The organism is Nocardia jejuensis NBRC 103114 (assembly GCF_001613145.1).
GTDB lineage: Bacteria > Actinomycetota > Actinomycetes > Mycobacteriales > Mycobacteriaceae > Nocardia > Nocardia jejuensis.
This window is the reverse complement of record NZ_BDBU01000018.1, coordinates 82,912-109,319: the sequence shown is the minus strand read 5'-3', so window position 1 is coordinate 109,319 and position 26,408 is coordinate 82,912. Positions and strand designations below refer to the sequence as shown.

Annotated in this window: 25 protein-coding genes; 19 read left to right on the top strand and 6 right to left on the bottom strand. The window is 66.6% G+C overall.

The window, feature by feature from the left end; translation table 11 throughout:
• Nucleotides 1-8: 8 nt before the first annotated feature.
• Nucleotides 9-2,021: an FAD-dependent oxidoreductase gene (locus NJ1_RS14155; RefSeq protein WP_084478189.1), complete on the bottom strand. Its 2,013-nt coding sequence runs from the start codon at nucleotides 2,019-2,021 to the stop codon at nucleotides 9-11.
• Between the two features lie 201 nt (nucleotides 2,022-2,222).
• On the opposite strand from NJ1_RS14155, the gene NJ1_RS14150 reads away from it, so the two are divergent.
• The 11 genes from NJ1_RS14150 to NJ1_RS14100 all read left to right on the top strand — a co-directional run bounded on the left by NJ1_RS14150 (nucleotide 2,223) and on the right by NJ1_RS14100 (nucleotide 15,918).
• Nucleotides 2,223-3,170, top strand: a complete 948-nt coding sequence (locus tag NJ1_RS14150) for a TauD/TfdA dioxygenase family protein (protein ID WP_067693223.1) — start codon at nucleotides 2,223-2,225, stop codon at nucleotides 3,168-3,170.
• 143 nt (nucleotides 3,171-3,313) lie between these two features.
• Complete coding sequence (locus NJ1_RS14145) at nucleotides 3,314-3,955, top strand: ABC transporter permease (protein ID WP_067693220.1); 642 nt, start codon at nucleotides 3,314-3,316, stop codon at nucleotides 3,953-3,955.
• The gene (locus NJ1_RS14140) at nucleotides 3,955-5,265 is read left to right on the top strand and encodes an ATP-binding cassette domain-containing protein (protein WP_067693217.1); all 1,311 of its coding nucleotides are present in this window, start codon (nucleotides 3,955-3,957) and stop codon (nucleotides 5,263-5,265) included. The genes NJ1_RS14145 and NJ1_RS14140 overlap by 1 nt, the downstream gene beginning before the upstream one ends.
• Entirely contained in the window at nucleotides 5,262-5,999 is a 738-nt protein-coding gene (locus NJ1_RS14135) for an ABC transporter permease (protein WP_157573955.1), read from the top strand. Before NJ1_RS14140 ends, NJ1_RS14135 begins: the two co-directional genes overlap by 4 nt.
• Nucleotides 5,996-6,991, top strand: coding sequence for a glycine betaine ABC transporter substrate-binding protein (locus NJ1_RS14130; protein ID WP_067693214.1), 996 nt, complete (start codon nucleotides 5,996-5,998; stop codon nucleotides 6,989-6,991). The genes NJ1_RS14135 and NJ1_RS14130 overlap by 4 nt, the downstream gene beginning before the upstream one ends.
• 46 nt (nucleotides 6,992-7,037) lie before the next feature.
• Nucleotides 7,038-7,265, top strand: a complete 228-nt coding sequence (locus tag NJ1_RS14125; protein ID WP_067693211.1) for an HP1242/YdcH family protein — start codon at nucleotides 7,038-7,040, stop codon at nucleotides 7,263-7,265.
• 248 nt (nucleotides 7,266-7,513) lie between these two features.
• A complete protein-coding gene (locus NJ1_RS14120; RefSeq protein ID WP_067693208.1) occupies nucleotides 7,514-9,130 on the top strand; it encodes an alkaline phosphatase D family protein in 1,617 nt (538 codons plus the stop codon).
• A 150-nt stretch (nucleotides 9,131-9,280) separates the two neighbouring features.
• Nucleotides 9,281-13,573, top strand: coding sequence for a non-ribosomal peptide synthetase (locus NJ1_RS14115; RefSeq protein WP_067693205.1), 4,293 nt, complete (start codon nucleotides 9,281-9,283; stop codon nucleotides 13,571-13,573).
• A 131-nt stretch (nucleotides 13,574-13,704) separates the two neighbouring features.
• Nucleotides 13,705-14,739: an ABC transporter substrate-binding protein gene (locus tag NJ1_RS14110; RefSeq protein ID WP_067693202.1), complete on the top strand. Its 1,035-nt coding sequence runs from the start codon at nucleotides 13,705-13,707 to the stop codon at nucleotides 14,737-14,739.
• 4 nt (nucleotides 14,740-14,743) lie between these two features.
• Nucleotides 14,744-15,223: a MarR family winged helix-turn-helix transcriptional regulator gene (locus tag NJ1_RS14105; RefSeq protein WP_067693199.1), complete on the top strand. Its 480-nt coding sequence runs from the start codon at nucleotides 14,744-14,746 to the stop codon at nucleotides 15,221-15,223.
• Between the two features lie 68 nt (nucleotides 15,224-15,291).
• Nucleotides 15,292-15,918 (top strand): LysE family translocator, encoded by a 627-nt coding sequence (locus tag NJ1_RS14100; RefSeq protein ID WP_067693196.1) that lies wholly within the window; start codon nucleotides 15,292-15,294, stop codon nucleotides 15,916-15,918.
• 197 nt (nucleotides 15,919-16,115) lie between these two features.
• Here the strand turns inward: NJ1_RS14100 and NJ1_RS14095 are convergent, their stop codons facing one another.
• Complete coding sequence (locus NJ1_RS14095) at nucleotides 16,116-17,075, bottom strand: oxidoreductase (protein WP_067693194.1); 960 nt, start codon at nucleotides 17,073-17,075, stop codon at nucleotides 16,116-16,118.
• A gap of 52 nt (nucleotides 17,076-17,127) precedes the next feature.
• On the opposite strand from NJ1_RS14095, the gene NJ1_RS14090 reads away from it, so the two are divergent.
• From NJ1_RS14090 to NJ1_RS14075, 4 genes are all read left to right on the top strand, one after another.
• A complete protein-coding gene (locus tag NJ1_RS14090) occupies nucleotides 17,128-17,589 on the top strand; it encodes a MerR family transcriptional regulator (RefSeq protein ID WP_067693191.1) in 462 nt (153 codons plus the stop codon).
• A gap of 318 nt (nucleotides 17,590-17,907) precedes the next feature.
• Nucleotides 17,908-18,108 (top strand): hypothetical protein, encoded by a 201-nt coding sequence (locus tag NJ1_RS14085; protein ID WP_218025194.1) that lies wholly within the window; start codon nucleotides 17,908-17,910, stop codon nucleotides 18,106-18,108.
• Nucleotides 18,109-18,303: 195 nt separating this feature from the next.
• Nucleotides 18,304-18,867, top strand: coding sequence for a hypothetical protein (locus NJ1_RS14080; RefSeq protein WP_157573954.1), 564 nt, complete (start codon nucleotides 18,304-18,306; stop codon nucleotides 18,865-18,867).
• Nucleotides 18,868-18,871: 4 nt separating this feature from the next.
• Nucleotides 18,872-19,324, top strand: coding sequence for a DUF4279 domain-containing protein (locus tag NJ1_RS14075; protein ID WP_157573953.1), 453 nt, complete (start codon nucleotides 18,872-18,874; stop codon nucleotides 19,322-19,324).
• A 492-nt stretch (nucleotides 19,325-19,816) separates the two neighbouring features.
• Here the strand turns inward: NJ1_RS14075 and NJ1_RS14070 are convergent, their stop codons facing one another.
• Nucleotides 19,817-20,227, bottom strand: coding sequence for a hypothetical protein (locus NJ1_RS14070; protein ID WP_157573952.1), 411 nt, complete (start codon nucleotides 20,225-20,227; stop codon nucleotides 19,817-19,819).
• A gap of 364 nt (nucleotides 20,228-20,591) precedes the next feature.
• Here NJ1_RS14070 and NJ1_RS14065 point away from each other — a divergent pair, with 364 nt between their 5' ends.
• Nucleotides 20,592-21,008, top strand: coding sequence for a hypothetical protein (locus NJ1_RS14065; protein WP_067693179.1), 417 nt, complete (start codon nucleotides 20,592-20,594; stop codon nucleotides 21,006-21,008).
• On the opposite strand, the gene NJ1_RS14060 is transcribed toward NJ1_RS14065, so the two are convergent.
• Nucleotides 20,980-21,900, bottom strand: a complete 921-nt coding sequence (locus NJ1_RS14060) for an NmrA family NAD(P)-binding protein (protein ID WP_084478182.1) — start codon at nucleotides 21,898-21,900, stop codon at nucleotides 20,980-20,982. The genes NJ1_RS14065 and NJ1_RS14060 overlap by 29 nt on opposite strands.
• 355 nt (nucleotides 21,901-22,255) lie before the next feature.
• Between NJ1_RS14060 and NJ1_RS14055 the strand changes: the two genes are divergently transcribed.
• Nucleotides 22,256-22,687, top strand: coding sequence for a hypothetical protein (locus NJ1_RS14055; protein ID WP_157573951.1), 432 nt, complete (start codon nucleotides 22,256-22,258; stop codon nucleotides 22,685-22,687).
• Nucleotides 22,688-23,084: 397 nt separating this feature from the next.
• Here the strand turns inward: NJ1_RS14055 and NJ1_RS14050 are convergent, their stop codons facing one another.
• Nucleotides 23,085-23,996 (bottom strand): LysR family transcriptional regulator, encoded by a 912-nt coding sequence (locus NJ1_RS14050; protein WP_067693173.1) that lies wholly within the window; start codon nucleotides 23,994-23,996, stop codon nucleotides 23,085-23,087.
• Nucleotides 23,997-24,132: 136 nt separating this feature from the next.
• Here NJ1_RS14050 and NJ1_RS14045 point away from each other — a divergent pair, with 136 nt between their 5' ends.
• Nucleotides 24,133-24,954 carry an inositol monophosphatase family protein gene (locus NJ1_RS14045; RefSeq protein ID WP_067693169.1) on the top strand — a complete coding sequence of 274 codons (822 nt, stop codon included), beginning with the start codon at nucleotides 24,133-24,135 and terminating at the stop codon, nucleotides 24,952-24,954.
• A 31-nt stretch (nucleotides 24,955-24,985) separates the two neighbouring features.
• Nucleotides 24,986-25,582 (top strand): NADPH-dependent F420 reductase, encoded by a 597-nt coding sequence (locus NJ1_RS14040; RefSeq protein ID WP_067693166.1) that lies wholly within the window; start codon nucleotides 24,986-24,988, stop codon nucleotides 25,580-25,582.
• A 209-nt stretch (nucleotides 25,583-25,791) separates the two neighbouring features.
• Here NJ1_RS14040 and NJ1_RS14035 read toward each other — a convergent pair whose 3' ends face one another.
• Complete coding sequence (locus tag NJ1_RS14035) at nucleotides 25,792-26,397, bottom strand: dihydrofolate reductase family protein (protein ID WP_067693163.1); 606 nt, start codon at nucleotides 26,395-26,397, stop codon at nucleotides 25,792-25,794.
• Between the last annotated feature and the right edge of the window lie 11 nt (nucleotides 26,398-26,408).

Below are 26,408 nucleotides of genomic sequence, written 5' to 3'. Positions count from 1 at the left end.
GAGTACCCCTACATCTCCGACGTCCGGGCGGACCGGCGCGGCGGGATTCGCACCGCACCCGTGAGGGCGGCCGCGCCCAGCACGTCCTCCAATTGCTCCCAGCGCGTGATCAGATCCGCGAGCATCATCATCATGACGTCGGGGAACGCGTACAGAAACGTCTTGTACCGGTAGTGGTCCAGGTAGTACAGCCGCACCGCGCCGACCGCGACCACGCTGGTCGTGCGCGCGTTGAAGAACAGGTCGTGACTGCCCAGCACCGCCCCGCGGGTCAGCGTCGTGCGCTCGTAGATCCCGCCGAAGTCCACCTGGACCTCACCGTCCGCGATGACGTAGATGCCGTGTGCGGTGTCGTCCTCGCGGCAGATGCCGTCGCCCGGCCCGTAGGTGAGCTCGTCGAGCATCGAGGCCAGGGTCTCGCGTTCGGAATCCACCAGCGGTTCGAACAGCCGCACCCCGAACGGATCGACGCTCTCGGCCAGGCAGGACACCCGGTCGCGCAGTTCGCCGAAACTCAGATGGCCCATCCGCATTCGCGCGAACCGTTTCATCCGATCGATATCGCGGCGCTGCCGGCGTGAGGTCTCGGTGGCGGGCGGGCTGAACAGCGACGGATCGTCCGCGATCCGGGCCGCCTCGCGCAATCCCGATTCGTACGCGCTGTGCACGCACCCCCAGTGATAGCTGTTGGTCGCCTCACCGGCGAAGAACAGCCGCTCCCCCACCGGCTCGGCCAGAATGTCCAGATCCCGGGGCGTGGCGTCCACCCCGATGCAGGTGTAGGAACCACCCGCGAACGGATCCGAGGACCAGGCGGTGCGTGAGACCTGTTCCGGCGCAGGCGCATTCGGCCCGAAGATATCGGCGACCACGGTGGTCGCGTAGGTCTCGACCTCGGCGTCGGACCAGGTCTCCATCTCGCGCCCGAGCGAGGCGCCCAGCAGCAGCACCAGAATCGGCTTGCCGTGCGACTTCCACATGCTGATCACGACCGTCGGATAGCGGTCGGTCTCGCGGCACAGATAGCCGTACACGTACTGCTCCGCCGACCAGAACCGCTGGTCGTAATGCAGCGCGATCTTGTTCAGCGTGCCGAAGCCGAGCCGTTCGATCGCCTGCCGTTTGGCCTGCGGCAGCGGCGGATCGAACCGCACCGCATCGGTTTTCAGCACCCCGAGCGGCACGGTGACCAGTACCTTGTCCGCTTCGCGCACGCCGCTGCCGGTGGTGACGCGCACCGGCCCGGACTCCCCGACCGTCTCGATCAGGCCGACCGCCTGCCCCAGCTCGATATCCACGCCCGCCGCGAGCGATTCGACGACCGCTCGATAGCCCCCGTGCAGGATGCTGTCGCCGTACCCGTAGACCCGGTACCCGTCCTCCCAGAATTTGAACGACAGTTTGTCCGCGTCCTCCGCGACATCCTCGCGCAGGATCACATTGAGGTGATACCGAATCGCCTGCTCGTCGTTCGGCTCGTGCCCGCCCTCGGCGATGATCTCGCCGATCACCTGTGCCAGCGATCTGTCCGGATGGCCGTGCCGCCGTGCCAGTTCCGCGCGGCGTTCGAGCTCGTGCAGCACCGCGTCCGCCAATTCGAGGGTGCGATTCTTCATCGCGGCGGTCGTGAGCTGCCGATCCGGTCCGTACAGGGTGAGGCTGTCGAATCCGCCCGTGTACGAGCTGTCCCCGCCGACATAGCTGAACGGAATCTCCAGCCGTTCGATCAATTCGGTGAGTGGATTGCCCTCGGTGCCGTGCACCCAGTGCGCACCCAGATCCACTCCGGCCGCATCGGTCCAGATCCGCCCGCCGATTCGATCGCGGGCCTCGAGCACCCGCACCGTGTGCCCGATTCTGCGAAGTGCCTGTGCGGCGGCGAGTCCCGCTATGCCCGCCCCCACCACGAGTATGTTGAACAGTCGCGCCGAACTCGCGCCGTTCGTTCCGTTCACCGAAGAATGCCCCGCTGCCGTGGGCCCCGAGTTGCCGTTCGATCGAATTCCACTCGGCTCGTTCATGTCTGCAGTATCGGGGACAATTTGCGGGCGAGTAGCCGAAATCGGATTAGACCAGTTGACCATGATCATGCCCGTGACCTGCGCGAATAGCGTGCCGACCGGTCTCGATCAATTAATTCCGGGTGACCGTAATACTGGTTCGGCCTTCGCGAGGGTGGTGTCATTCGAGCCAGTCGTCAGGTTCGAGCGAAAGGCCCTCGCATGCCCTCCGATACCACCGCCGCAGGCACCACCGTCGAGACGTCGTCCGGTCTGGACGTGGTCAAACTCGGTGCCCGGATCGGCGCCCAGATCAACGGGGTCCGGCTCGGGGGCGACCTGGACGCGGCGACGGTCGCGGGCATCCGCGCGGCGCTGAACGAGCACCGGGTGATCTTCTTCCGCGATCAGCAGCACCTGAGCGAGGACGGGCAGTACGAGTTCGCCGAACTGCTCGGCCACCCGACCACCCCGCATCCGACCCTCACCTCCACCGGCGTCAAGAGCCTGGCCATCGATTCGCGCCACGGGCGCTCCAATGTGTGGCACACCGATGTCACCTTCGTCGATCGCGTCCCGAGCGCCTCGATCCTGCGCGCGGTGACCCTGCCCAGCTACGGCGGCTCGACCACCTGGGCCTCGACCGTCGCGGCCTACGACTCGCTGCCCGAGCCGCTCAAGCGACTGGCCGAGAGCCTGCGCGCGCGGCACACCAATCGCTACGACTACGCCGTCACCGCCGCCGAGGACCACCTCGATCAGGAGTACCGGCGCGAATTCGAGTCGACCTACTTCGAGACCGAGCACCCCGTGGTGGAGGTGCATCCGGAAACGGGCGAGCGCGCGCTGCTGCTGGGCTCGTTCGTCAAGGAATTCGTCGGCCTGTCCGCCACCGAGTCCCGGGCCCTGTTCCAGCTGTTCCAGCAGCGGGTAACCCGGCTCGAGAACACCACCCGCTGGAACTGGTCGCTCGGGGATGTCGCGATCTGGGACAACCGGGCCACCCAGCACTACGCCATCGACGACTACGACGGCAGCGAGCACCGCAAGCTCACCCGCATCACCCTCGCGGGCGGCATCCCGGTCGGGATCGACGGCGCGTCCAGCACGGTGATCGCGGGCGATGCCCAGGACTACTCGGCCGCCGAATCCCTCCCGCGGGCCGCCTGATTCCGCATCGTGACCGGACGAGCCGTCCGGGGTCCCGGACCTGACCCGCGCCGTCGAGTAGTCTTCGACGGCTCGCTCGCGCGTCCGGTGACGACACACCGCCAGGTACCGACGACCGGTCTTGGACCGACGATGGGAATCCCGTGCACTTGTGGAGCTATATCCGAGGACGGGGAGAGACCCTGACGTTCCTCACGTATCAGCATGCGTCCCTTGCCTTTCAGACCGTGCTGGTCGGAACGATCGTCGCGGTCCTGATCGCGATCGCGGTCTACCGCCTCCCACTGCTGTCCGCACTCACACTCACCTCCAGCCGGGTCGCGCTGACGATCCCCTCGCTGGCCCTGCTGGCGCTGCTGCTGGTTCCGTTCGGCCTGGGCGTGGTGCCCTCGTTCATCATGCTGGCGTTCTTCGCGGCGCTTCCGGTGATCGGCAACGCCATCGTGGGGCTGCGTTCGGTGCCCGCCTCGGTCATCGAATCCGCGCAGGGCATCGGATTCTCGCGCTGGCGCATTCTGCTGACGATCGAACTGCCGATCGCGTGGCCGGTGATCCTGACCGGCATCCGGGTCTCCACCCAGATGATCGTCGGCGTCGCGGCCATCGTGGCCTACGTGCTGGGCCCGGGCCTCGGCTCGCTGATCTTCAACGGCCTCTCCCGCCTCGGTGGCGCGAACGCGCTGGAGATGGCGCTGACCGGCACCCTGCTCATCGTTCTCATCGCGTTGGTGTTCGACGCGCTCCTCGTCCTGCTCGGACGCCTCACGATCGCAAAGGGACTCTGATGACCGATGACGTGACCAGTCGGCCCGTGTCCGGCGACCGCAATGTGACGGGTGCGTCCATCACGCTGGACTCGGTCGTCAAGCGCTATCGAGGCCAGGACACTCCGGCGGTGAAGAGCCTGGACCTCGAGATCGAGGCCGGGCAGATCGTGGCCTTCGTCGGACCGTCCGGCTGCGGTAAGACCACCACGCTCAAGATGATCAACCGGCTGATCGAGCCGACGCAGGGCCGCATCTTCATCGGCGGGCGCGACGTCACCCGCGAGGATCCGGACAAGCTGCGCCAGTCGATCGGGTACGTCATCCAATCGGGCGGGCTCTTCCCGCACTGGTCCGTGGCCAAGAACATCGGCGCGATTCCCCGCGTGCTGGGCTGGGACAAGAAGCGCATCGCCGATCGCACCGACTACCTGCTGGATCTGGTCGGCCTCGATCCCGGCCAGTTCGCCGACCGGCTGCCCAAGGACATGTCCGGCGGACAGCAGCAGCGCGTCGGCGTGGCCCGCGCGCTGGCCGCGGATCCGCCCGTCCTGCTCATGGACGAGCCGTTCGGCGCGGTCGATCCGATCACGCGGGTTCGCTTGCAGGACAGCCTGATCGCGATCCAGCACGAACTCGGCAAGACCGTCGTGATCGTCACGCACGATTTCGAGGAGGCCACCAAACTCGGCGACAAGGTGCTCATCCTGTCCGAGGGCGGGCATATCGAGCAGTACGCGACCCCCGAGGAGATCCTCACCGATCCGGCGACGCCGTTCGTGGAGGAGTTCATCGGCTCCGGCGCGAAGCTGGCGTACCTGACCGTGTCGCGAGTGCGAGATGTCAGCTACGACAAGGTGATCACCGCACGGGTCGGCGAATCCGCGGACACCGTGATCCGGCGGGCGAAGGCCGCCGGGCAGACCTGGATCGTGGTCGTGGACGAGTTCGGGCGGCCGCGCTCGTGGCCGTCGCTGACGGAAGTGGCTTCCAAATCCGAGGTGTCGGACTTCCTGGATCGGCGACTGCCCGTGGTCGCGCGCTCCTCGACGCTCAACGACGCTCTCGACGCCATGCTCGCCACCAGCCAGGGCGCGACCCTGGTCACCGACGGCCGCGGCGCGGTGGTCGGCTCGCTCAGCATCGACGCGGTGACCGCGGTGATCCGCGACAAGCTGGCCGAGGGACATCCCGAGGAGGAGGAGCCGTCGTACGAAACCTACGTCGACGGAACCGATCCCGCGCCCACACCGATCGTCGCTGCCTCGGACGAGCCCGGATCACTCGCTCCCACACCGGGTTCGGATGTGCCGACGGACGAGCCGTCATGAATCGCCTGCGGCGCACGCCGATCGATGTGTGGTTCGAGCCGATCATCATTCTCGTCATCGGGATCGGCTACGTGCTCTGGTACCGCTCGACCACCTTCACCCCGACCGAGAAGGCGTCCCTGGGGTGGGACAACCTGCAGACCACGATCCTCTCGCACATCAAGCTCACGGTGGTGGCCACGCTGATCGTGGTCGTGGTGGCGATCCCGCTGGGCATCGCCCTGACCCGGCCCGCCCTCGCGCGGCTGGAACCCCTCGCGGTCAATGTCGCCAATATCGGGCAGGCCGCGCCCGCGGTCGGCCTGCTGGTGCTGTTCACCTTCTGGCTCGGCACCGGGTTCCGCACCGCCGTGATCGGTCTGGTCGTCTACGCGATCCTGCCGATTCTGCAGAACACCATCGTCGGGTTGCGTCAGGTCGATCAGCGCACGATCGAGGCCTCGCGCGGCATCGGTTTCTCGGCCGCGCGGACACTGGTGCAGGTCGAGCTGCCCCTGGCGGTGCCGGTCATCTTGAACGGCGTGCGCACCGCCCTGGTCATCCTGGTGGGCACCGCGACGCTGAGCACCTTCATCGGCGCGACCAGCCTGGGCACGCTCATCACCACCGGCGTCACGCTGTTCCTGCCCAAGCTGCTCATCTCCGGCGCGATCCTGGTGGGTCTGCTGGCGCTGATCATCGACTGGCTCGGCCGGCTCGTGGAGCTGGCCGCGACCCCGCGAGGTATCGCATGAGCAGCCGTCTCGTGAAATCCGCACGCGCGCAGCGCGTTACGCTCATCTGCGCACTGCTGGCGGCGCTGCTGTCCGGGTGCGGTCTGGTGAGCTCGTCGGGAACCTTCCACTCCGCGAGCCTGCCCGGCGGTGCGCAGCCCCTGGACGGCGCGAAGCTGGTCGTCACCTCCAAGAGCTTCACCGAGGGCGTGCTGCTGGGCAAGATCACCGCGACCTATCTGGCGGCCGCCGGGGCCTCCGTGACGGACCTGACCGGCGCGCCCGGTTCGGCCTCCTCGCGTCAGGCTCAGCTCAACGGTGACGCCGACATCCTGTGGGAGTACACCGGAACCGGATGGGTCAACTACCACAACGAAACCGAGACCATCGCCGACCCGCACGAATTGTGGCAGAGAGTCCACGATGTCGAGAAGAGCGACCACGACCTGGAATGGCTGCCGCCCTCGAACTTCAACGACACCTACGCTTTCGCCGCCTCCACACCGACCGCGGAACGCCTGAAGGTGAAGACCCTGACCGACGTCGCCGCTCTTCCTGTCGCCGACCGGACTTTCTGTGTCGACGACGAATTCTTCAGCCGCTCGGACGGTTTCATTCCGATGCTGCAGAAATACGGAATTCCCTACAACGATGCCAACGGAGTTCCCTCGGGCAATGTGACCCGAATGGACGCCGGCGTCGTCTATCCGGCGACCGCGAAGAGCTCGCCCTGCAATTTCGGCATGGTCTACACCACCGACGGCCGGGTCAAGAACCTGAACCTCGCCGTGTTGGAGGACGACAAGAAATTCTTTCTCCCCTACAGTGGCACAGCGGTCGTGCGCGGTGCGATCATCGAGCGCTATCCCGCCCTGCGCGAGCTGCTGGGAACGATCTCCGAACGCCTGACCGACCAGCTCATGCAGGAGCTCAACGGACGCGTCGATATCGACGGCGAGGACCCTTCCGACGTAGCCTACGACTGGCTGAAGAGCGAGAAGTTGATCGAGTGACAGCCCGCCTTCTGCCACCTACAGTGCCGAGGAGAGGGGCAACCAGATGTCAGCCAAGCACAACCTGCTCGCCGATCTGAATATCACCGCCGAGGAACTCGCGACCGCCGAACAATCCGACGCACGATTGAACGCCCTGCACGAGAAATACAACGAGATCGACCGCCAGGTTGTCGAGGTCGAAGCCGGTTACGCCGACGAGGAGGAATTGACCGCCCTGCGTAAACAGCGCCTGGCGGTCAAGGACGAGATCGTTGCTCATTTGAATCCCTGACCGTCCGGATACGCTACCGACCGGCGGTCGGCGCTTTGTCGCTCAACCGCTGAAAGCAGCTCGGTCCGTGCCGCGAGATATCGACGCTCGAACGGCACCGTTCGACCCGGAAGCCCGCCTGGCCCGAGTTCTCGCGGCCACGGCGGGATCGGTCGGAGCGGCCGCGCACCCGCATCGGCGCGGTCCGCCCGCGGGTTTCCGTCTTCGTCCCCAACCTCGTTGGCGGTCAACGCGTACCGTCGGAAGGCATGGCAGAGCTAGTCCTGGGCCCGGTGCTGCGGCACGTCGATGCGAATTCCGCGACCGTGTGGGTGGAGACCGACAGTCCCTGTGTCGTAGACGTTCTGGGCCGGCACGCCCGCACCTTCCAGGTGGGAGAGCTGCATTTCGCGCTGGTCGTGATCGACGGACTGGAATCGAACGCATCCATTCCGTACCAGGTCCGACTGGACGGCGAAATCGTCTGGCCGCAAACGGATTCCGATTTTCCACCGTCCCGGATCAGAACCGGGCGGGTCGAGACGATCCTGTTCGGTTCGTGCCGCGCGGCCAAGGCCACGCCCGGGGTCCTGGAGGCGGACAAGGTCGGTCCCGACGCGCTGGACGCCTACGCGCTGCGCATGAAGGATCGACCCGAACGGCAGTGGCCGCACGCGCTGGTACTGCTCGGCGATCAGGTGTACGCCGACCAGCCCACGCCCGCGGTGCAGCAGTGGCTCGACGAACGCCGCGCCGGGCAGGAACCCGCGCACGAGGTGGTGTCCCTGCGCGAGTACGCGCAGCTGTACCACGAATCCTGGTCCGATCCGGAGATCCGCTGGCTCATGTCGACCGTCCCGACCTCGATGATCTTCGACGACCACGATATCCGCGACGACTGGAACACCTCCCGCGCCTGGCGTGCGCAGATGGCCCGGAAACCGTGGTGGCGCACCCGCATTCGCGCGGGGCTGGCCTCGTACTGGGTGTATCAGCACCTGGGCAATCTCAGCCCCGACGACCTGGAGAACGACGAGCTCTACCGCGAGATCACCAAATCCGGCGAGGACGTGCAGCCGCTGCTCGAGGATTTCGCCGAGCGCGCCGATCGGGAGGTCGACGGCCGCAAGCCCGTGCGCTGGAGTTATCGCCGCGACTTCGGCCGCGTCCGCCTGCTCGTGATCGACTCCCGCAGCGGCCGCATCCTCGACGGTCAGCGACTCATGGTGAGCGCGGAGGAGCTGGACTGGATCGAACGCAATGCCGCGGGCGACATCGACCACCTGCTGATCGGCTCGTCCCTGCCGTGGCTGATGCCGCACGCCCTGAGCCACCTGCAATCGCTCAACGAGCGCGCGGCGGGCCTGCCGGGATGGCGAGGCCGCCTCGGCGAAAAGCTCAGGCAGGCCGCCGATCTCGAGCACTGGCCGGCCTTCCGCGCCTCCTTCGAGGAGCTGGCGCGCCTGATCCACCGGCTCGGCGCCGCCCCCGGTGCGCCCAGCACCATCTCGGTCCTGTCCGGCGACGTCCACCACAGCTACGCCGCCCGCGCCGACTACGCCGACCCCACCGATTCCGAAGTCCTGCAACTGGTCTGCTCGCCGGTGCACAACGACCCACCCAAGATCTTCCGCGCCATGTTCGCCCTGTCCTGGGCCCGCCCACTCGCCACCGCCCTGCGCCGGCTGGCCGACCATCGCGGCATCTCCCCCGACCCGATTCGCTGGCGCAAGGTCAGCGGCCCCCACTTCGGCAATTCGATCGCCGCCCTGCGTTTCGACGGCCGCGCAGCCGGATTCACCCTGGAGACCGCGCACCCCGGCCGCGGGCTCGTCCAGGTCGCGGATCTGAACCTGCTCCTGGACGACGGGAACGAACGGAACTGATCGAACGGCCATGTCCGGGACCGGAATCAAGGCCGCGACACCGCAAGATCTCCCGAAATAGCAATACAGTGGCTACTGTCACAAACCACGCGAATCGTACAAGGTTAGGCTAACCTAAGCTCGGTATTTTTCCCGAGCATCGAGGTAGGAATGACGAGAACATCCGGTGAGGCCGACAAACTCCTGCCGATGACCTCGGCACAGCGAGAGCTGTGGATAGCCCAGCAGCTGCTGGGCGACGTTCCGATCAGCACCACCCAGTACCTGGATGTGACAGGGCCGTTCGAGGTGTCCGCGTACACGACCGCCGCGCGCAGGGCCGTGGGCGAGATGGGTGCGCTGCTGCGGCTCTCGCTCGGACCCGATGGGGAACCGCTGGTGTCGGTCGACGACGGGCACGCCTACGACGTGGGGTTCCTGGATCTGCGTGAGCGTCCCGATGCGATCGCGTCCGCCCGGGCATGGATGGCGAGGGATCATCGGCGGCCGGTCGTGCTGCTCGACGCACCGCTGATTCGCTCGACCGTGCTGCGCGTACGGGACGAGCGGCACTTCGTCTACGCGAGCGTGCACCACATCGTGCTCGACGGATACGCGGCCGCTCGTCTACAGCAGCGGACCGGAGAGATCTATACCGCTCTGGTGCAGGGTGTTCCGGTACCCGACGGCGTATCGCAACCGGTCGAGGCGCTCGTCGAGGCCGACGCGGCGTACCGGGACTCGACTCGCTACGAGACCGACCGCGCGTACTGGGCCGAGCACGTGGCCGGACTGCCGGATGCCACACCGCTGGCCGTTCGCCCGGGAGCACCCGCCGCACACACGGTGACCGTCGGCGGCGAACTCCCGGCGGAACTCGTGGCGGCGATCGATGCCCGCGCCGACGGCACGGGGACCGCCGGGGTACTTGTCGGCGCGATGGCCGGATACCTGGCGCGCCTGACCGACACCGACGAGATCACCCTGAGCCTGCCGCTGACAGCGCGCACCACCGCGATACTGCGGCGAGGTGGCGGCACCGTCGCCACCGTCGTCCCGCTCCGCGTCCCGGTCACGGCGGACACCACCGCCGCGCAGATCATCACCCGCGTCCGCAGCGAGATCAGCAGAGCCCTGCGACATCAGCGCTTCCGCGGCGAGGACATCGCGCGCCTGACCGAACACGGTTCCGGCGCAGACGGTTTCGGCCCCGCGATCAACATCATGAACTTCCGATCCGGCGTCGAGTTCGGCCCGGCGCGCGCCACCCTGCGCGTGATATCCACCGGCCCCGTCGCGGATGCGGCACTCAATATCTACCCGGGTGAGCACAGCCTGCGGGTCGAGTTCGAGGGCAACCCGAACCGCTACTCCCGCGCCGAACTCGGCGCGCATTTCCAGCGATTCGTTCGCCTCCTGGAAACGATCACACACGCACCCGATACCGTGGTGCATCACCTGGACGTCCTGGACTCCCACGAGCGCTCGGTTCTGATGCCATGGCGCGGAACACCTTCCGCGCCCGTCTCGACGATGGCGGACCTCCTCGCCGACGCGGTCCGCCGCAACCCCGACGGCCTGGCCGTCTCCCACAACGGATACCGCTGGACCTACCGGCAATTCGACGCCTGGACGAACCGTCTGGCCCGCACGCTGATCGCGGCGGGAGCGGGCCCGGAAGCCCGCGTCGCCATGGTTCTGGAACGCTCCGCCGAATCGGTCGCGGCGACCTGGGCAATCAGCAAGACCGGCGCCGCCTTCGTGCCGATCGACCCCGCGGTCCCCGCCGAGCGCATGGCCTACATTCTCGAGGACTGCGGAGCCACTCTCGGACTCACCACCCTCGCTCACCGCCCCACCCTTCCCTCCGACGTCACATGGATGCTGGTCAGCGAGTCCGATCGGTCCGGCGCACATCGTTTCGCGGATCGAATTCTGGATGCCGAACGCACCACATCGCTGCGGCCGGAGCATCCGGCCTATCTGATCTACACCTCGGGATCGACCGGCGCGCCCAAGGGCGTGCTCGTCACACACGGCGGGCTGGCCAACCTCGCCGCCGAACGCCGGGACCGGTACGACCTGAACCCGGCGTCGATCGCACTGCATCACGCCTCGCCGGGATTCGATATGGCAGTGGGAGAACAGCTTTGCGCGCTGGCCGGAGCGTGCGCGCTGGTCGTCGCGCCGCATGATGTCGTCGCGGGGCCGGAGCTGGCGCGGCTCATGCGCGAGGAGCGGGTGAGCAACGCGATCATCACACCGGGCGTGCTCGCGACACTGAACCCGCACGAGCTCGCGGACCTGCGGGTGCTGGGCGTGGGCGGGGAGGCGATCAGCGCGGATCTGGTCGCAGCCTGGGCTCCGAATCGCCTGATGCGCAACGGATACGGCCCGACCGAGGCCACCGATATCGCGACCATCGGCGTGCTGCGGGCCGGCGCTCCGGTCACCATCGGCGCCCCGCTGCGCGGATTTCGGGCCGTGGTGCTCGATGCCCGGCTGCGGCCGGTCGCCCCGGGCAGACCGGGCGAGCTGTACATCGGCGGCCCCGCACTGGCGCGCGGCTACCACGACCGCATCGCATCGACCGCCGCCCGCTTCGTCGCCGACCCGTTCACACCGGGCGAACGGCTCTACCGGACAGGCGATCTCGTCACGATCGGCGACGAACCCGAGTACGCGCTGCGCTATCACGGCCGCACCGATTTCCAGGTCAAGATTCGTGGTCACCGCATCGAGCCGGGCGAGGTGGAGGCCGCGCTCACGAGGCTGCCGGGCATCACCCGCGCCGCGGTCGTCGTGCACGAGGATCCGCACACCGGAGCAGCTCTGATCGCCTACCTCGTCGGGAACGGGATCGATCTCGACGCCGTGCGCGCATCCATGGCCGATGGGTTGCCGTCCGCTCTGCGCCCCAGCGCTTACGTTGTGCTCGAGGCCCTTCCGCTGACCACCAACGGAAAGCTGGATGTGCGCGCGCTGCCCGCCCCGACCGCGAGCAACCGGGCCGGCGCCCGGCACGGCGAGAACCCTCCGGTCGGTCCGCGGGAGCGGGCGATCGCCGCCGTCTTCGCCGAGGTGCTCGGCATCGAGTCCCTCGGTCGCGACGACACCTTCTTCGAGCTCGGCGGCACCTCGCTGCTGGTTTTCCCGCTGCGCGCCAAGCTGGCCGAGACGCTCGGCACGGACATCGACGCCCGCACCATCATCGACCGCCCGACCGTGCGGGAACTGGCCGCGCTGCACGTGGTGTCCGGCGACGAGCAGCGCATCGCCCGCCTGATCTCCGACGCACGTCTGGATCCGGCGCTCGCTCCCTCCCCCGAGCTGGCGCCCGCGGGTTCGGACGGCGACGTCTTGCTCACCGGTGCCACCGGATTCCTCGGCGTTCACCTGCTGCGCGAGCTGCTGGACCGCACCGACTCGCACGTGCACTGCATCGTCCGCGCCCGGGATCACGTCGACGGATTGTCCCGCCTGGCAACGATGTTCGAGCGCTACCGGCTCCCCGCCGCCGACCTCGCCGACCGCGTGACCGCCATCCCCGGCGATCTCGCCGCCCCGAGCCTGGGCGTGACGGGCGAGCAGTTCTCCACGCTCGCAGCCCGCGTCGCGACCATCGTGCACAACGGGGCGCGGGTCAATCACCTCGAGACCTACTCCGATCTACGCCCCGCGAATGTCGGCGGCACCGTCGAGGTGCTGCGTCTGGCCACCACCACCCGCCTCAAGGCGGTCCACTTCGTCTCGACCCTCAGCGCCGCCCTGGGCACCGAGACGAACGGCATCGTGCTCGAGGACAACGACATTCCCGCCGCCGAGGTCCCCGCGCAGGGCTACATCGCCACCAAGTGGGTCGCCGAACAACTGGTCCTCGAGGCCGCGGCGCGCGGCATCCCCGCCGCCGTGCACCGGCCCGGCCTGATCTGCGGTGCGATCGACACCGGAGTGATCAGCGCCGACGATTCGCTCTGGACGCTGGTGCGCACGGCCGCCCTGCTGGGCCTGGCACCCGACACCGGCGAGACGGCCGTCGCCCTGGCCCCCGTCGACTACGTCGCCCGCGGCATCGTCGCCATCATCACCGATGCCCTGCCCACCGGCCGTCGCTATCACCTCGTGAACACCCAGCCCACCCGGATCAGCGAGTTACTCGCGGGTCTGACCCGAATGGGCTATGTGATCGACCGCGTGGATGCCCAGCAGGCTCGCGAGCGCCTGCTCGAGCGGGCCACCACCAGCCAGGATCTCGCGCGCGCCGCGCTGCTGCTCGGCAACTTCGCCGATATCGGCGACTCCGGTGTCGCCGATGTCATCATCGACGATTCGAACGCGCGAAAAGCGCTGTCCCCCTTGCGGATCACCTGCCCGCCGATCACCCCGGCGATCATCGACAGCTACCTCGTTCACTTCCTCGAGACCGGGCTCCTGCCGCCCACCCCGCAATCCTCCACTCGTTGACTCCATCGCCGGCCGCCAAAGGAGTTGCAATCAGCAAGAGTTGAAGAGGTCAAGTATTCGCGGGACTCACTTACGATCGGCGGCGGATGTTCTGCCCGGCGGGACATCGCGTCATTCGGAGAGGAAATCCCATGAGATCGCGTCGTTTTCGCAATGCCCTGGTGTGGTCGGCAATAACTGCCATCGGCTGCACGGCTGTAGTCGGCTGCGGTAAGAGCGACGATGTGCGCGTCGAGAACGGTGCGGCCGTTTTGCGCTATCTCGGCTGGTCGGATCAGGTGACGCTGCCCGAGGTGGCGGAGGATCTCGGCTTCTTCGACGGAAAAGTCAAGCTGGAGTGGGTCGGTAATACGATCAGCGGTCCGCAGGAGATTCAATCCGCGGCCACCGGTCAGGTCGATTTCGGCGGCGCGTTCGCCGGAGCGGTCGCGAAATTGATCAGCGCGGGATCACCGGTCACCGCGGTGGTCAACGAATACGGCGCGGACGAGAAATCGTTCATCGGGTATTACGTGCCCGAGGACAGTGCCATTCATTCGGTGCTGGATCTGATCGGCAAGAAGGTCGGCGTCAATACCCTCGGCGGCCAGAACGAGGCCGATATCCACGATGCGCTGAAGAAGGCGGGCGCGACCCTCGATCAGATCCATTCGGTGCAGTTGGTGGCCCTGCCACCGCCGAACACCGAGGACGCGCTGCGCAAGGGGCAGATCGACGCGGCCGCGCTCGGTGGTCAGTTCCAGCAGCGCGCGCTCGCCGTCGGCGGATTGCGCCCGGTGTTCACCGAGATCGATCAGTACGGGCCGTTCAACGGCGGTCCGTACGTGTTCCGGAACGACTTCATCGACAAGAACCCCGATACGGTGCGCGCCTTCACCACCGGCATCGCCAAGGCCATCGAATGGGAGCGCACCACACCTCGCGATCAGGTGATCGCCAAGTTCACCCAGATCATCGAGGGTCGTCACCGAAACGGCGAGAAGACCACGACGCTGCAGTACTGGCTCTCGGTCGGCATCCCCACTCCGCACGGTGAGATCTCCGATCAGGACTTCACCCGCTGGGAAAGCTGGCTGCAGGACACCGGCGCGATTCACGGCAACCTCGACGCCGGCAAGTTCTACACCAACAAATTCAATTCGCTGGTGCCGCAGAAGGCCGGATAGGCCGATGACGCCGACCGAGTCCTCCGTCGCCGCCGAGATCGCGGCGATGGAGGCGCTCACCCGCCTGCTCGTCGGCATAGCCTGGAACAGCGCTCACGCGGCTCCGGCCGGGGTGAGTTTCCCGCAGATGCGGCTGCTGCTGACGCTCGCCTCGCTGGGGCCGACGCCCTCGACGCGACTGGCTCGCGCGCTCGGGGCGGATCCGTCGTCGGTCACGCGGCTCGGCGACCGCCTCGAATCGCAGGGATATCTTGCGAGAGAGCGCGATTCGTCCCATCGCAGCCGGGTCTATCTCACGGTGACCCCGGCGGGCGAGGCGGTGGTCGCACGGGTGCTCACCGAACGCGCGCAGGCCTTCACCACGCTCCTGGATCGGCTGCCCGCCGAGCGCAGGCAGCTCATGATCACAGCGGCGCAGGATCTCGTCGGAGCATCCACGCACTCACCGCAGGACAGCGCGAACTCACCCGCCCCGGCCCGATAGCCGTCCGGCCGAGGCCGTCCAGGGAATGGCCGTCCGGAGCAAAACCGGCCACTGTTTACCATGGGTCGATGGTCGTCGCACTCCTGTCGTTCACGCTGGCCGCGGTCGTTCTCGTACTGCTCCCCGGACCCGACACCCTCGTCGTGGTGCGCAGCCTCGTTCGAGGTGGACGCACCGCCGGGATCCGCACGTCGGCGGGCGTGCTGTGCGGACTGATGGTGTGGGTGATCGCCGCCGCACTCGGGCTGTCCGCGCTGTTGCAGGCCAGCGAGATCGGCTACGAGCTGCTCCAGATCGTGGGAGCGTGCTACCTCATCTGGATCGGCGTGCAATCGTTGCGCACTCTGCGACGCCCACCCGCGAGCGATGCCGCCCCGACTGTCGCGACCTCACCCCTCGACCGCCTCGGCAGCTTCGGCGCCGGCCTGCTCACCGACGTTCTCAATCCGAAGATCGGCATCCTGTTCGTGACCTTCCTACCCGGTTTCGTCCCCGACAACTACCCGGTGATGTGGACGACGATCGGCCTCGGCCTGGTCTACGTGCTCCTGACCGCCCTGTACTGCGCCGCCCTCGTCGCCGCCTCGGGAACGATCTCGAACTGGATGCGAGCCCCGCGCATCCGCCGCCGCCTCGAGGCCCTGACCGGATCCGTACTCATCGCCTTCGGCCTTCGACTCGCCATCGAATCCTGAGTATCGGCGATAGCAAACGTCGTTGTATCGCAACGCTTCCTGCGACCAGCACTCGTCCCGGTTCAGTCGAACGCGGGATAGCGCAGGGCACGGTTTCATCAGCGAAAGTCACTTCGCGAGCGTGGCAGTGAGCTTCGAGATCCGGACAGGCTTGCGCTGCAACCATTCTGGGGCCGGTGAAGACCGCGTGATCGCGGTCAGGAGAAGTTGTCGAGCCCGGTGAGATCGGCCGACAGGTTCCACAGGCGGGCTGCGGATTCGGGATCGACGGCCCACGGTTTGACGCCGCCGATGAGTAGGTCGTCGGTGGTCGCCGGACTCGCGATGTCACAGTCCTGGCAGTAGACGCCGCCGTAGCCGTCCAATCGCGGGGAGGTGGCCGCCCATACCCCCGTTGCCGCACCCTGAACAGGTGTTTTGAAGCCCTCTGCGTGGCGCCCCTCGGCGGTGATCCACCCCTGCGCACGATGTTCGCTCGGAGAGATGTTGCGCTGCAGAGGGGTAAGGATGCTGCCCGGGTGGACAGCGAAGGCGCGCACGCCCAGTCCCCCGCCGAGGGCGTCGAGATGAATGGCGAAGAGAGAGTTGGCGGTCTTGGACTGTCCGTACGCGAGCCAGTGATCGTAGCCGTGCGCGAAATGTGGGTCATCCCACCGGATATCGCTGAGAAAGTGCCCCGACGACGCGACCGATACCACTCGGGCTCCGGTGTGCGCCAGCGCGGGCCGCAGCCGGTTGATCAGTGCGAAGTGCCCGAGGTGATTGATGGCCAGGTGCGCTTCCCAGCCGGAAGAGACGTTTCGGTGCGGGTAGGCCATGACACCCGCGTTGTTGATGATGATGTCGAGTGTCGTGCCGGTTTCGAGCAACCGCTCGCTGAAGATCCGGATGCTGCCGAGGTCAGCCAGGTCGAGTTCGCCGACCTCCGCGCGGGCGACACCGCCGAGCGCGTCGCGAGCGACGTCGGGGCGGCGCGCGGGTACGATCACTCGCGCTCCGGCGCGCGCGAGCGCTACCGTCGCTTCCTTGCCCAGACCGGAATAGCCGCCGGTGATCAGGATGTTCTTGCCGGTCAGGTCGATACCGGCGAGGACTTCGTCCGTGGTACTGCCTGCACCCAAGCCCGAGTCGATCGGGTACTGCCGTGTGATTGACATGCGGTACAACCTAAAATCTAGAGTGCAATCTAGGTCAAGCCAAGGAGCGGTGATGACACCACCGGGCGGTCTGTCCATCGGCGACGTAGCGAAGGCCACGGGTCTCGGCGTACACGCCCTGCGGTTCTTCGAGCGTGAAGAGTTGTTCCTGCGCCCGATCCCACGCACCGCCGGCGGACAGCGAGCCTTCGACGCGGTCGATGTCCAATGGCTTTTGCTGTGCAATCGCCTGCGCGGTTCCGGCATGCCCATCGCGACATTGAAGGCGTTCGCTCAGCTGGTGCGGTCGGGACCGGGTAACGAGCGAGAGCGCCTCGCGCTGTTGGAATCCCACGAGAAGGCAGTGCGGGACAAGATCAACCAGCTGACGGAAAGCCTGGAAATCATTCACGGCAAGGTCACTACGTACCGTGAGCATGTCGAGAAGGGCACCGCGACTGGGATCTGGTCGCCCGCTCTGCCGGTGGAAACACCCCACGCCGCGCGCGAGACACTCGCTCAGCAGCTCCCATAGCGCTTCCGCGCCATGTATCGAGGTCATTCGGGTGACTGCACGCTCACAGCGGTCTAACGCTTTCCAGCCAACGGTCCAATTGCAGCCGACTCGAATCCCCTGCGCCGCGACATGGCATGCACGCTCGGTGAGCGAGGCATTTCAGGATCGACGCAAACCCAAGATACATCGCTTCACCCTATCCACCCGGTGTTCTTGTCGCAGAACAGAACTGCGCACGTCACCCTGGCGGCAAGTGGGTTCTACCGTTTCCTTCTCGCAGCAAGGCCGCACGGATTTCGGTTGCCGATCTTGAAGCGCCCCCGACAGACTGAACTGGTGAATGACGAGACCTCGGTCGACGACCTGATTCTCACCGAGAATGCTATCGAGGCGCTCCAGGGCATCAGGACCGAAACGGGCTGCGGCCTCGGCGAGGCCATCACCGAGTTCGGGCGACGGTACAACCGGCTGCGTATCGAGCGACCCGACGATTTCACGCTTCCGCCTGATGAGTACGGCCGCAACGTCTACACCTGATGAGCGGCTGCCGCGCTGACCAAATGTGGTCAGCGCGAGACGGTTCCGTCGCTAGATCGGCCGAGGCCGATTGATGAGAACAGCCTGATTCCTTGAGCTGGTACGTTCGATTCCGATCGCGCCAACGGGGAGGGCAAGATGGCCGGCGAACCTGTGACAACACTGTACGACTTTCAGTTGTCGATGCTTCACCCGATGTGCCGGAGTGCCCCGTCACAGGCCGAGGAACTGCTCGAGCGGGTAGGCGCGACCCGCGCCGACACCGCGACCGCCGAGGCGCGGTGGTGGTACGGCGACGCCACCAACAACTTCACGACCCTCGCCGAGTATGTAGCCGCGTGGGGCGCTGCGGATTCCGAACACATCGAAATTCACGGCAACCGAGAGATCCGATCGGCGCGATGGGACCTGTCGTTCTGGCCCGGCATGCAGTTCGAATTCAGGGCGGTGGGACCCTGTCATCTCCTCCATCGGCTGCTCAGAAGCCCGGACCTTCGTGCGCCGCAGTGGGATTCGATCGCGGACCTGACTCCGTGGTCGTGCACGGAGGAAGAATTTCTGGACTCCGGTCTGGGTCCGTTCGCCGAAGACATCGACCTCGGATCGAGCGGACACCGAATCGAATTCGACGCCGTCGACCCGGGATCCGGGCGCAGGCGCCCCTACTGCGCATTGTTCGATTGGGGCCTGCTGCAATCGGTCGAGCCGGTCCTGATGCGGCTTGAAAAGCGAATTCCACAACCCCGTCTGCGATGGTGAAGGCGTGTCAGCAGATGTGAAGATACAGCCGCCGTCAGAGGACATGAAGTGGTCGACAGGTTCGATCCGCATCCTTAGTCAGACAGTCAGCGCGAGCGAGATCTCAGCTCGGCTGGGCATCACGGCTGACCGGCAGTTCGAGCGGGGCAGCCTTGTGAATCCCCGGAATACGGCCGGATCTCGACGCGAGAGCAGCCTCTGGATCCGGCACAGCGGATTGGCCAACGACAGCGACCTCGCGGACCATGTCCGGGCGCTGATCGATTTGGTGGATGGGTGTCGTGAGGAGTTGGCTCGCTTGTCCATCGAGTGCGAGATAGACTTGTTTCTCGGCTTCGGCAGTCAGAACGGTCAGGGCGGCTGCGTGCTGCCTGCCGATCTGCTCGCCGAACTGGGTGCGTTCGGCCTCGACATTGTGCTCGATCTGTATCCGCCTGGAGCGGTGGAGGATTACTGAGATCGGTGAACCGTCGCGGGTGGTAACGGCAGCTGGCCGATGGGCGTCCATCGACCAGGACTCGACCGGGGTGAATGTGCCTGCCTAGCAGTCAGTCTCGCCGCATTCATCACTGACCGGTTAGGACAGAGCGATGGTGAGTGTCCGTTGTTGTACGCAACGACGGGGACACAACGACTGAGCGGCGACTGGAATCACGCTGGCCGCCATAACTTTCCGCGACTTCTCCATATTCCCCAACCCCCCGATGTCGAACGTTTGCGCTCTGGAGATCATGGTGGCGACCAAGCGAATTGTCCAGCCCTGGATAGCCAGCCGTCCTGAAGTCGGCCCGAGTCGCAAAGCAGGCGGATCCGACCCGGTCAGACTTTCAGCGGCCCGAGACTGTGCCGCCCCTCTCGCCTTCGGCCGAGCCACGGAGTCGTTCCGAACCGCGGGGCACCCGGCACGGAGCCGAGTGCGTGGGATGGTTGGCCGCTGCTGTGGGTCGGGCTAGCCGCGGTGAAATCGGTTCCGCCGATCAGCCCACCATGCGAACCGATCACGATAACCCCAGTCGAACTCGGCTGTGGCTTCTCGTCCCGGCTGCGCGAACTCACCTTCGGTGTCGTAGATGCTCAGCTCGAAGTCCTGCAACGGACCGGAGGGGCCGATGAGAACCATCGACCGGCAGATCGTGTCGTACAGCCCCTCCCAGACACGAGCGATGCTGTCGGTTATCTCGGCGTGGCTCAACAGTCCGAGTACGGACTGGGTCAAGAACAACGGCGCTACCTCACCGAACTCGGGCTCGGCGGCGAATGTTCCGAGAAGTGCTTGCTCGTCCTCACCGGTGACCGTGATACGCGCGAGTACCGTTTTCTGCCTTCGCAATTCCCAGACAGCACCGATTTCCCTATCCACGGTTCGAGTGTAGATAGGCCGACTCTCACACTCCCCCAGAGCGATCCGTGCAGAATCATCGCCGGATCAGGTTCGTGCGGACACAGCCAATCGACCGGAATTCAGCAACTTGGCGCATTCGGCCGACGCCAGATCAGCTCGGCCCGCGAACCTACGCCCCGCCCGCGGTGGCCGGTTCGGTCAGCGCGCCACGCGCCATGAGCGGATTTCGATACCGACCTCCACCCGTTGCCGCTGCATAGATCCGTGTCCGAGCACCGGAGTCGATATTGCTGCTACGCAACTCATCTCGGCGACCGTACGGTGATCTTGTGAGTTCTCCGACAACACCACGGCCGACGAGCTGGAACGCCGACTCCGGAGCGTGCTGGATGAGCGACTGTTCACAGTGAGCTCGGCAGATTTCGGGTTGGTGGTGGAACGTCCCTACCGCGGGTACCAGACCACCACACCCTTCCGCTACGAAATCCACCTCAACCATGCCATCAGTCGCGTCGAGGTATTTCCGTACTACTGGCCCAGGGAGCGAGATGCCGTTCCTCTGCCGAGGGATCGCGACGAGGATCAGGTCGGAAACCAGATTTGGACGGAGTTGGTCGCGCTGGGATGGGTTCCCGGGCAGGGCGGCCGGGCATGGTTCTCGAAACAGCTCCAATTCCTGGGCTTGGCCACGTCGATCCTGGCGGTCGTCGTCGTCGGCCATGGATCGTGGCCTGCCGGGGCGCTGCTGTCGGCCGTAGCAGCCGTGACGTTCATAATTCGCCGGCGCCTCGATCGTTGAGGTCGTCGGGTTCACCGTGCCGATTCGTCTTGCCCGCATCCGAAGCCGACCCGCGCGGCGTCACCGGATCGGTGACCTCAGGCTTCTGGAAACGTTCCGTGTGCTCGTCGACCCATTGGTCGAAAGTCCGCGCTGGACGACCCGTGACCTTCTCGACGGTGTCGACGACGGTCGTCGAGGCGTCGTGGGCTGCGGCGTGCCAGCCGATCACATATTCGGCATCCGCTCGAGGTACACCGGCGGCTATCAACCGGTCGACGGCCTGCTCATGAGTGATCGGGACGAAGGCGATATCACGACCGACAGCTCGAGACAGGATCGCGATCCGCTCCCTCGGCGTGAGCGACTGCGGACCGGTGAGGTTGTAAGCACGTCCCGCATGGCCGTCGTCGAGCAGTGCCACCGCCGCCACGGCCGCAACGTCGGCCTCGTGCACCACAGCACCGGGGAAGTCGAACGGTTCGCGCACGACGCCCTCGGCCCGCACACTGTCGATCCAGTTCAACGTGTTCGACATGAATTCTTGCGGCTCCAGCCGCGTCCACTCCACACCAGAATTCGCCACTGCCTGCTCGACAGGCCCGACCGTGCCACCCCACACCACGGTGATACGCCGCACGCCCGCATCGACCGCCCGACGCACCAGCTCGGGACCGACCTCGGCGAGCCCCGACGTCACGGTGATATGCAATCGGCTGACCCCTTCGAGGGCAGGCCCCAGAGTTTCCGGAGCGGTGTGCGTGCCCGCCACCAACTCCACCTCCGGCACGAAAAGCCCTGAGGCCGCAGCAGGATTGCGCGTCAGAGCGCGAACCCGATCCCCTCGGCGCATCAACTCCCTCACCACGTGCCGGCCGGTGTTGCCGGTAGCGCCGGTAACCAGTGTTGTCATGGTCGAACTCCTATCGTCGACATCGACGCTAGAAGCTCAACCGCGCTCGAGGTCAAGATCAAGAGTTGGCCCAGAAGCCTCTCATCGGTGATGCCGAGGCGGCGGTGGGCATTTCGATCTCGCTGACGACCAGAACACCGCCGACGATCGCGCAGGTGGAGTCGAAAACACCGCCGTCCCCGACAATCACCCAACACGCCTATCTGAAGTCGCTACATTTCACTAATTCCGGGTGTTAGCGTTCGGCGACCCTGATCTCAGGGGGGAACTGGAGTGAGAGATGAGTTCGAACTGTTCGCCGACGCGACGAATAGGCTGGGGCACAACAGCTTTCATGGCCACGGTGGTGGTCGCAATGGCTCCGTCCGCAGCCGCCGCCACCCAAATCGACATGAGCCTCGAGGCGCCCCCGCCCGGCGGCTATGTGACCGGGGCCGAGTACCACATCACCTCCATACCGGGCCAGGGTGGCGCCGACTCCGACAACCGGGTCGTCTTCACCGACAACGGTCGGTGCTTCGCCGCCTACTGGCGGGTGGGCGGCAAGGATTCCACCGGCTCGAGCCGGGTATTCCCCGCGGTGGAGAAATCGGTCAGATGGGTTCCGACGACCACGGGCGCGCACACCATCGTCGCGACCGCGAACGAGGCGACCGCAACCCTCACGGTGAACACCGTCGCGCCGCCGGTCGGCGCACCGCCGCCACCGCCCGATGATCCGAACGCCAACGGCTGCAACGATACCGGAAACCCCCACGCCGAAAAGCCCGGCACCGGCAGCTTCTGACTTCCGCTTCGCCGCCGAGACGGGCGCGACGGGCCACCGCTCGTCCGCCCGGGTCTCGAAGACCGTGCGCGGTCCGGTCGTCGGAGATCGTTCCGAGCCGAATTCTGACGTCGCTACCCGCTGAATCTCCGCGGCGGCCGACACAGTCGATTGCCTACCAGCTGCCTCCCGATCGACCTCCGCCGTGTCCGTTTCGAACCGCGAACATCGCGGCAGTACAAGACGTCCCGGATCGCTCAGGTTTCGGCGGTGACGGACATCCGACTCCGCCTCGGGTCGAGAAAGGCGGTATCGCAACCGCTTTGGCGATGAAGGTCCTGCACACGGTGCGACTGCCGTCTCTGGCCGACGAACGTTCCCTCGCCGACAAACTCTCGAGTCCGGGATCGCCGGAACGCTAGTCCTGCCCCCTCATCGCAGCGGTCAACGCGGTCCGCGCCAGGTCGCGCAACCAGATATGCGCGGGGTCGGTGTCGTAGCGCTGATGCCAAGAGAGGTACGCACGGGCCGGCGGCAGGTCGAATGGAAGTGGAAGCAGGGCCAGGGCGAGATCGGCGGCGACCGCGCGCGCTGTGGATTCGGGGGCTGTGACGAGGAGGTCGGAGTTTCGCACGAACTCGAGGGCGGCTCGTTCGGTGGGTGCGGTCGCCACCACGCGTCGGGTGAGGTCGAGTCGCGCCAGTTCCTCGTCGAGGTTGTTGGTGAGTTTGCCGCGCCGCGAGACGGCGATGTGCTCGGCCGCGGCGTACCGCGCGGCGGTGACGGTCTCGATACGGGTGAGCGGGTGACCCTGCCGTACGACGATGACGTGCCGGGTCTCGGCCACCTGCTCCGAGCGAATCTCGGGTGCGGTCGGGCGGTCCGCGTTCGCGGCGAGGTCGACTTCGCCGCGGCGCAGCTCGGGGGTATCGATGCTCGATTCCGCGATGAAGCGCAAACGTACTCCCGGCGCTTGCTCGCGCACCGCGGTGAGCAGCGCGGGGCCACCGAGTGCGACCAGCGCGTCATGCCAGCGCAGCGCGAAGGTGCGGTCGAGCGTCGCGAGGTCGAGTTCGCGGCTCGGCGCGAGCACGCCCTGGACCTGCATCAACAGGTCGTGCACCTGTTCCCGGACGGCGAGCGCGTAGGGCGTCGGGGTCATCGTTCGCCCGGTGCGCACCAGGATCTGATCGCCCGTCGAGCGCCGGATTCGGCCGAGGCTGCGGCTCATCGCGGGGGCGGTGACGTACAGGCGCTCGGCCGCCCCGGCCACACTGCCTTCCTCCAGGAGAGCGTCGAGCGCGGCGAGCAGATTCAAATCCAATTGCATGAGAGTCATGCTAGCCGTGCTTTACATGCACTTGATGTTAATCATTGCCGCTCCTAATGTTCGAGGTGCGGCGCAAGAATCCACGATTCCTCGCCCGGTTGATCTCATTCTCCTTGCCCGGATCGGAGCACCCGTCATGCTCGAAACAACTCAGAACACCAGTGTCGCAACGTCTTCCGACGCCGAACTGCTCGCAGAGACCGCGATCGCCGTACGCGCGGCGAGTTCGGTCCTGCGGGAGCGCTTCGGCGATGTGGTCCGGTACCGGACCCGCGAAGAGCTGATGGAAGCGCTTGCCGCCAACGACGATTCGGTGCTCGACATCCTGCGTCCCCGCCTCGAAGCGCTGCGCCCGGATGCCCGCTGGGTGACGGAAGAGCTGGAGGGCGGCGCTCTTCCTGCCGGTGAATGGTGGGTCGTGGATCCGGTCGAAGGCAACGTCGATCACCTGCACGCCCTGCCGGAGTGGGCGGTGACCGCCACCCTCGTGCGTGACAACCAGCCGGTGCTCACCGCGATCCACCTACCGCTGACCGGCGAGACCTATACCGCGCTCGCCGGAGGCGGCGCCCACCTCGACGGGCGGCCGCTGCACGTGTCGGGAACCGAGGACCTCGGGCTGAGCATCGTGGCCACGAGCCAGGCCAGGCCGGACGAGGACGAGAAGGTCGTGCGGCGCGTCGGCTCCTCGATCACCGAGATGCTCCTCGCCGCGCTCGTGGTGCGCGTGGCCGTGCCCGCCACCCTGCATCTGGTGAATGTGGCGGCGGGCCGGATCGACGCCTTCTGGCAGTTCGCCGGGGGCCGTGCGGATTTGCTGCCCGGCGCGCTGCTCGTCGCCGAGGCCGGCGGACGGATCTCCGACGCCGAGGGCCGCCCCTGGACCCTGGGGAGCGAGAGCTTCCTGGCCGCGGCGCCCGGCATGCACGCCGATGCGGTCGCCACACTCTCCCGCTGACCAGAACCCAACAACCAGAAGGACTTTCACCATGAGCAAGATCGCCATTCTCGGCAGCGGCCGCGTCGGCGGCGGCCTGGCCACCGCCCTCACCCGGGCCGGGCACACGGTAACCGTGGCGGACCGCTCGCCGGGCGCTGCGGCCGACGCCGCCCGGACAGCACAGATCGTCATCAACGCCACGCCGGGCGACGGATCGCTGGAGCGGCTCACCGCGCTGCGAGACCACCTGCGCGGCAAGATCCTCGTGGACGTTTCCAACGCCACCGTCGACGGACCGGACGGCCTGCCCGCTGCGCTCATCTACCCCGGATCGAGCCTCGCGGAGCAACTCCAGGAAGCGCTCCCCGAGACGCAGGTCGTCAAGACGCTCAACACGATGCTGTTCTCGGTGATGACCGCGCCCGCCACGCTCACCCAGCCGCCGACCGCGTTCCTCTCCGGCGAGGACCCGCAGGCCAAGCAGGTCGTCGCAACGCTGCTCGCGGACCTCGGCTGGCATCGGGAATGGATCACGGACCTCGGAGGTATCGCGACCGCACGCGCACCCGAAGCCGCGATCTTGTTCGTACCGCCCGTAATCCGATCCACCGGATTCGCACCCTTCGCGATCTCGATCGCTCGCTGATCCACACCAGGCGCGTCCACTCCGGCTGCGTCGCCCGCGGGCTTCTCGTGGGCGAGACCTCGAATGGCCAGGGCTGGTTGATCTTCCGCTGCATTGCGAACAGCGCGCCACATGACAGGTGTCGGCTCGGTGCACGAGTTCAGCGTCGCTTCGGTCCAGCCACCACCGATACCCGGAGTCCACCGGTCCGGACCGGTGGGCAGGCGACGTTACGCGGGGGCCCCGAGCGGGGGGTGCGCGAGGACGCGGGGCTTGTACTCGACCAGCTGAGTGCGGCCGTCGAAGGTGCGGTGCTCGATCATCTCGAGGGCAACGTCCGGATAGCCGTCGTAGATACGTTCCGCGCCCGTGGCACCGGTGATGACCGGGAACATCACGACCCGGAATCGGTCGACGAGTCCGGCTCGTAGCAGGGACCGGCACAGGCTCAAGCTGCCGATCGTGGTGAGGAGCCCCGAACCACTCGACTTCATGGCGCGGACGGCCTCGACGGCGTCGTCACGGACGAGCGTGGAGTTGGCCCACGTCAGCGGCTCCTCGAGCGAGGAGGAGAACACCACCTTCGACGCTTTCGTGAGCCCGTCGACGGACGCCTCCTCTTCCGGCCTGAACTCGTCTTGGCCATCGGGGACCTGGCCGGTCGCGAAGCCCGACATCAGGCGATAGGTGTTCGCCCCCATCAGGTGGGTGGCCTCGGGCTGCTCCCCGAGCCATGCGAGATACTCCGGACCCTCGAGGCCCCAGAACCCGGGCCATCCCTCCCCCGACGCGTAACCGTCGAGCGAGGTGATGAAGTCGACGAGAAGCTCCGACATGGCGGTGTCCT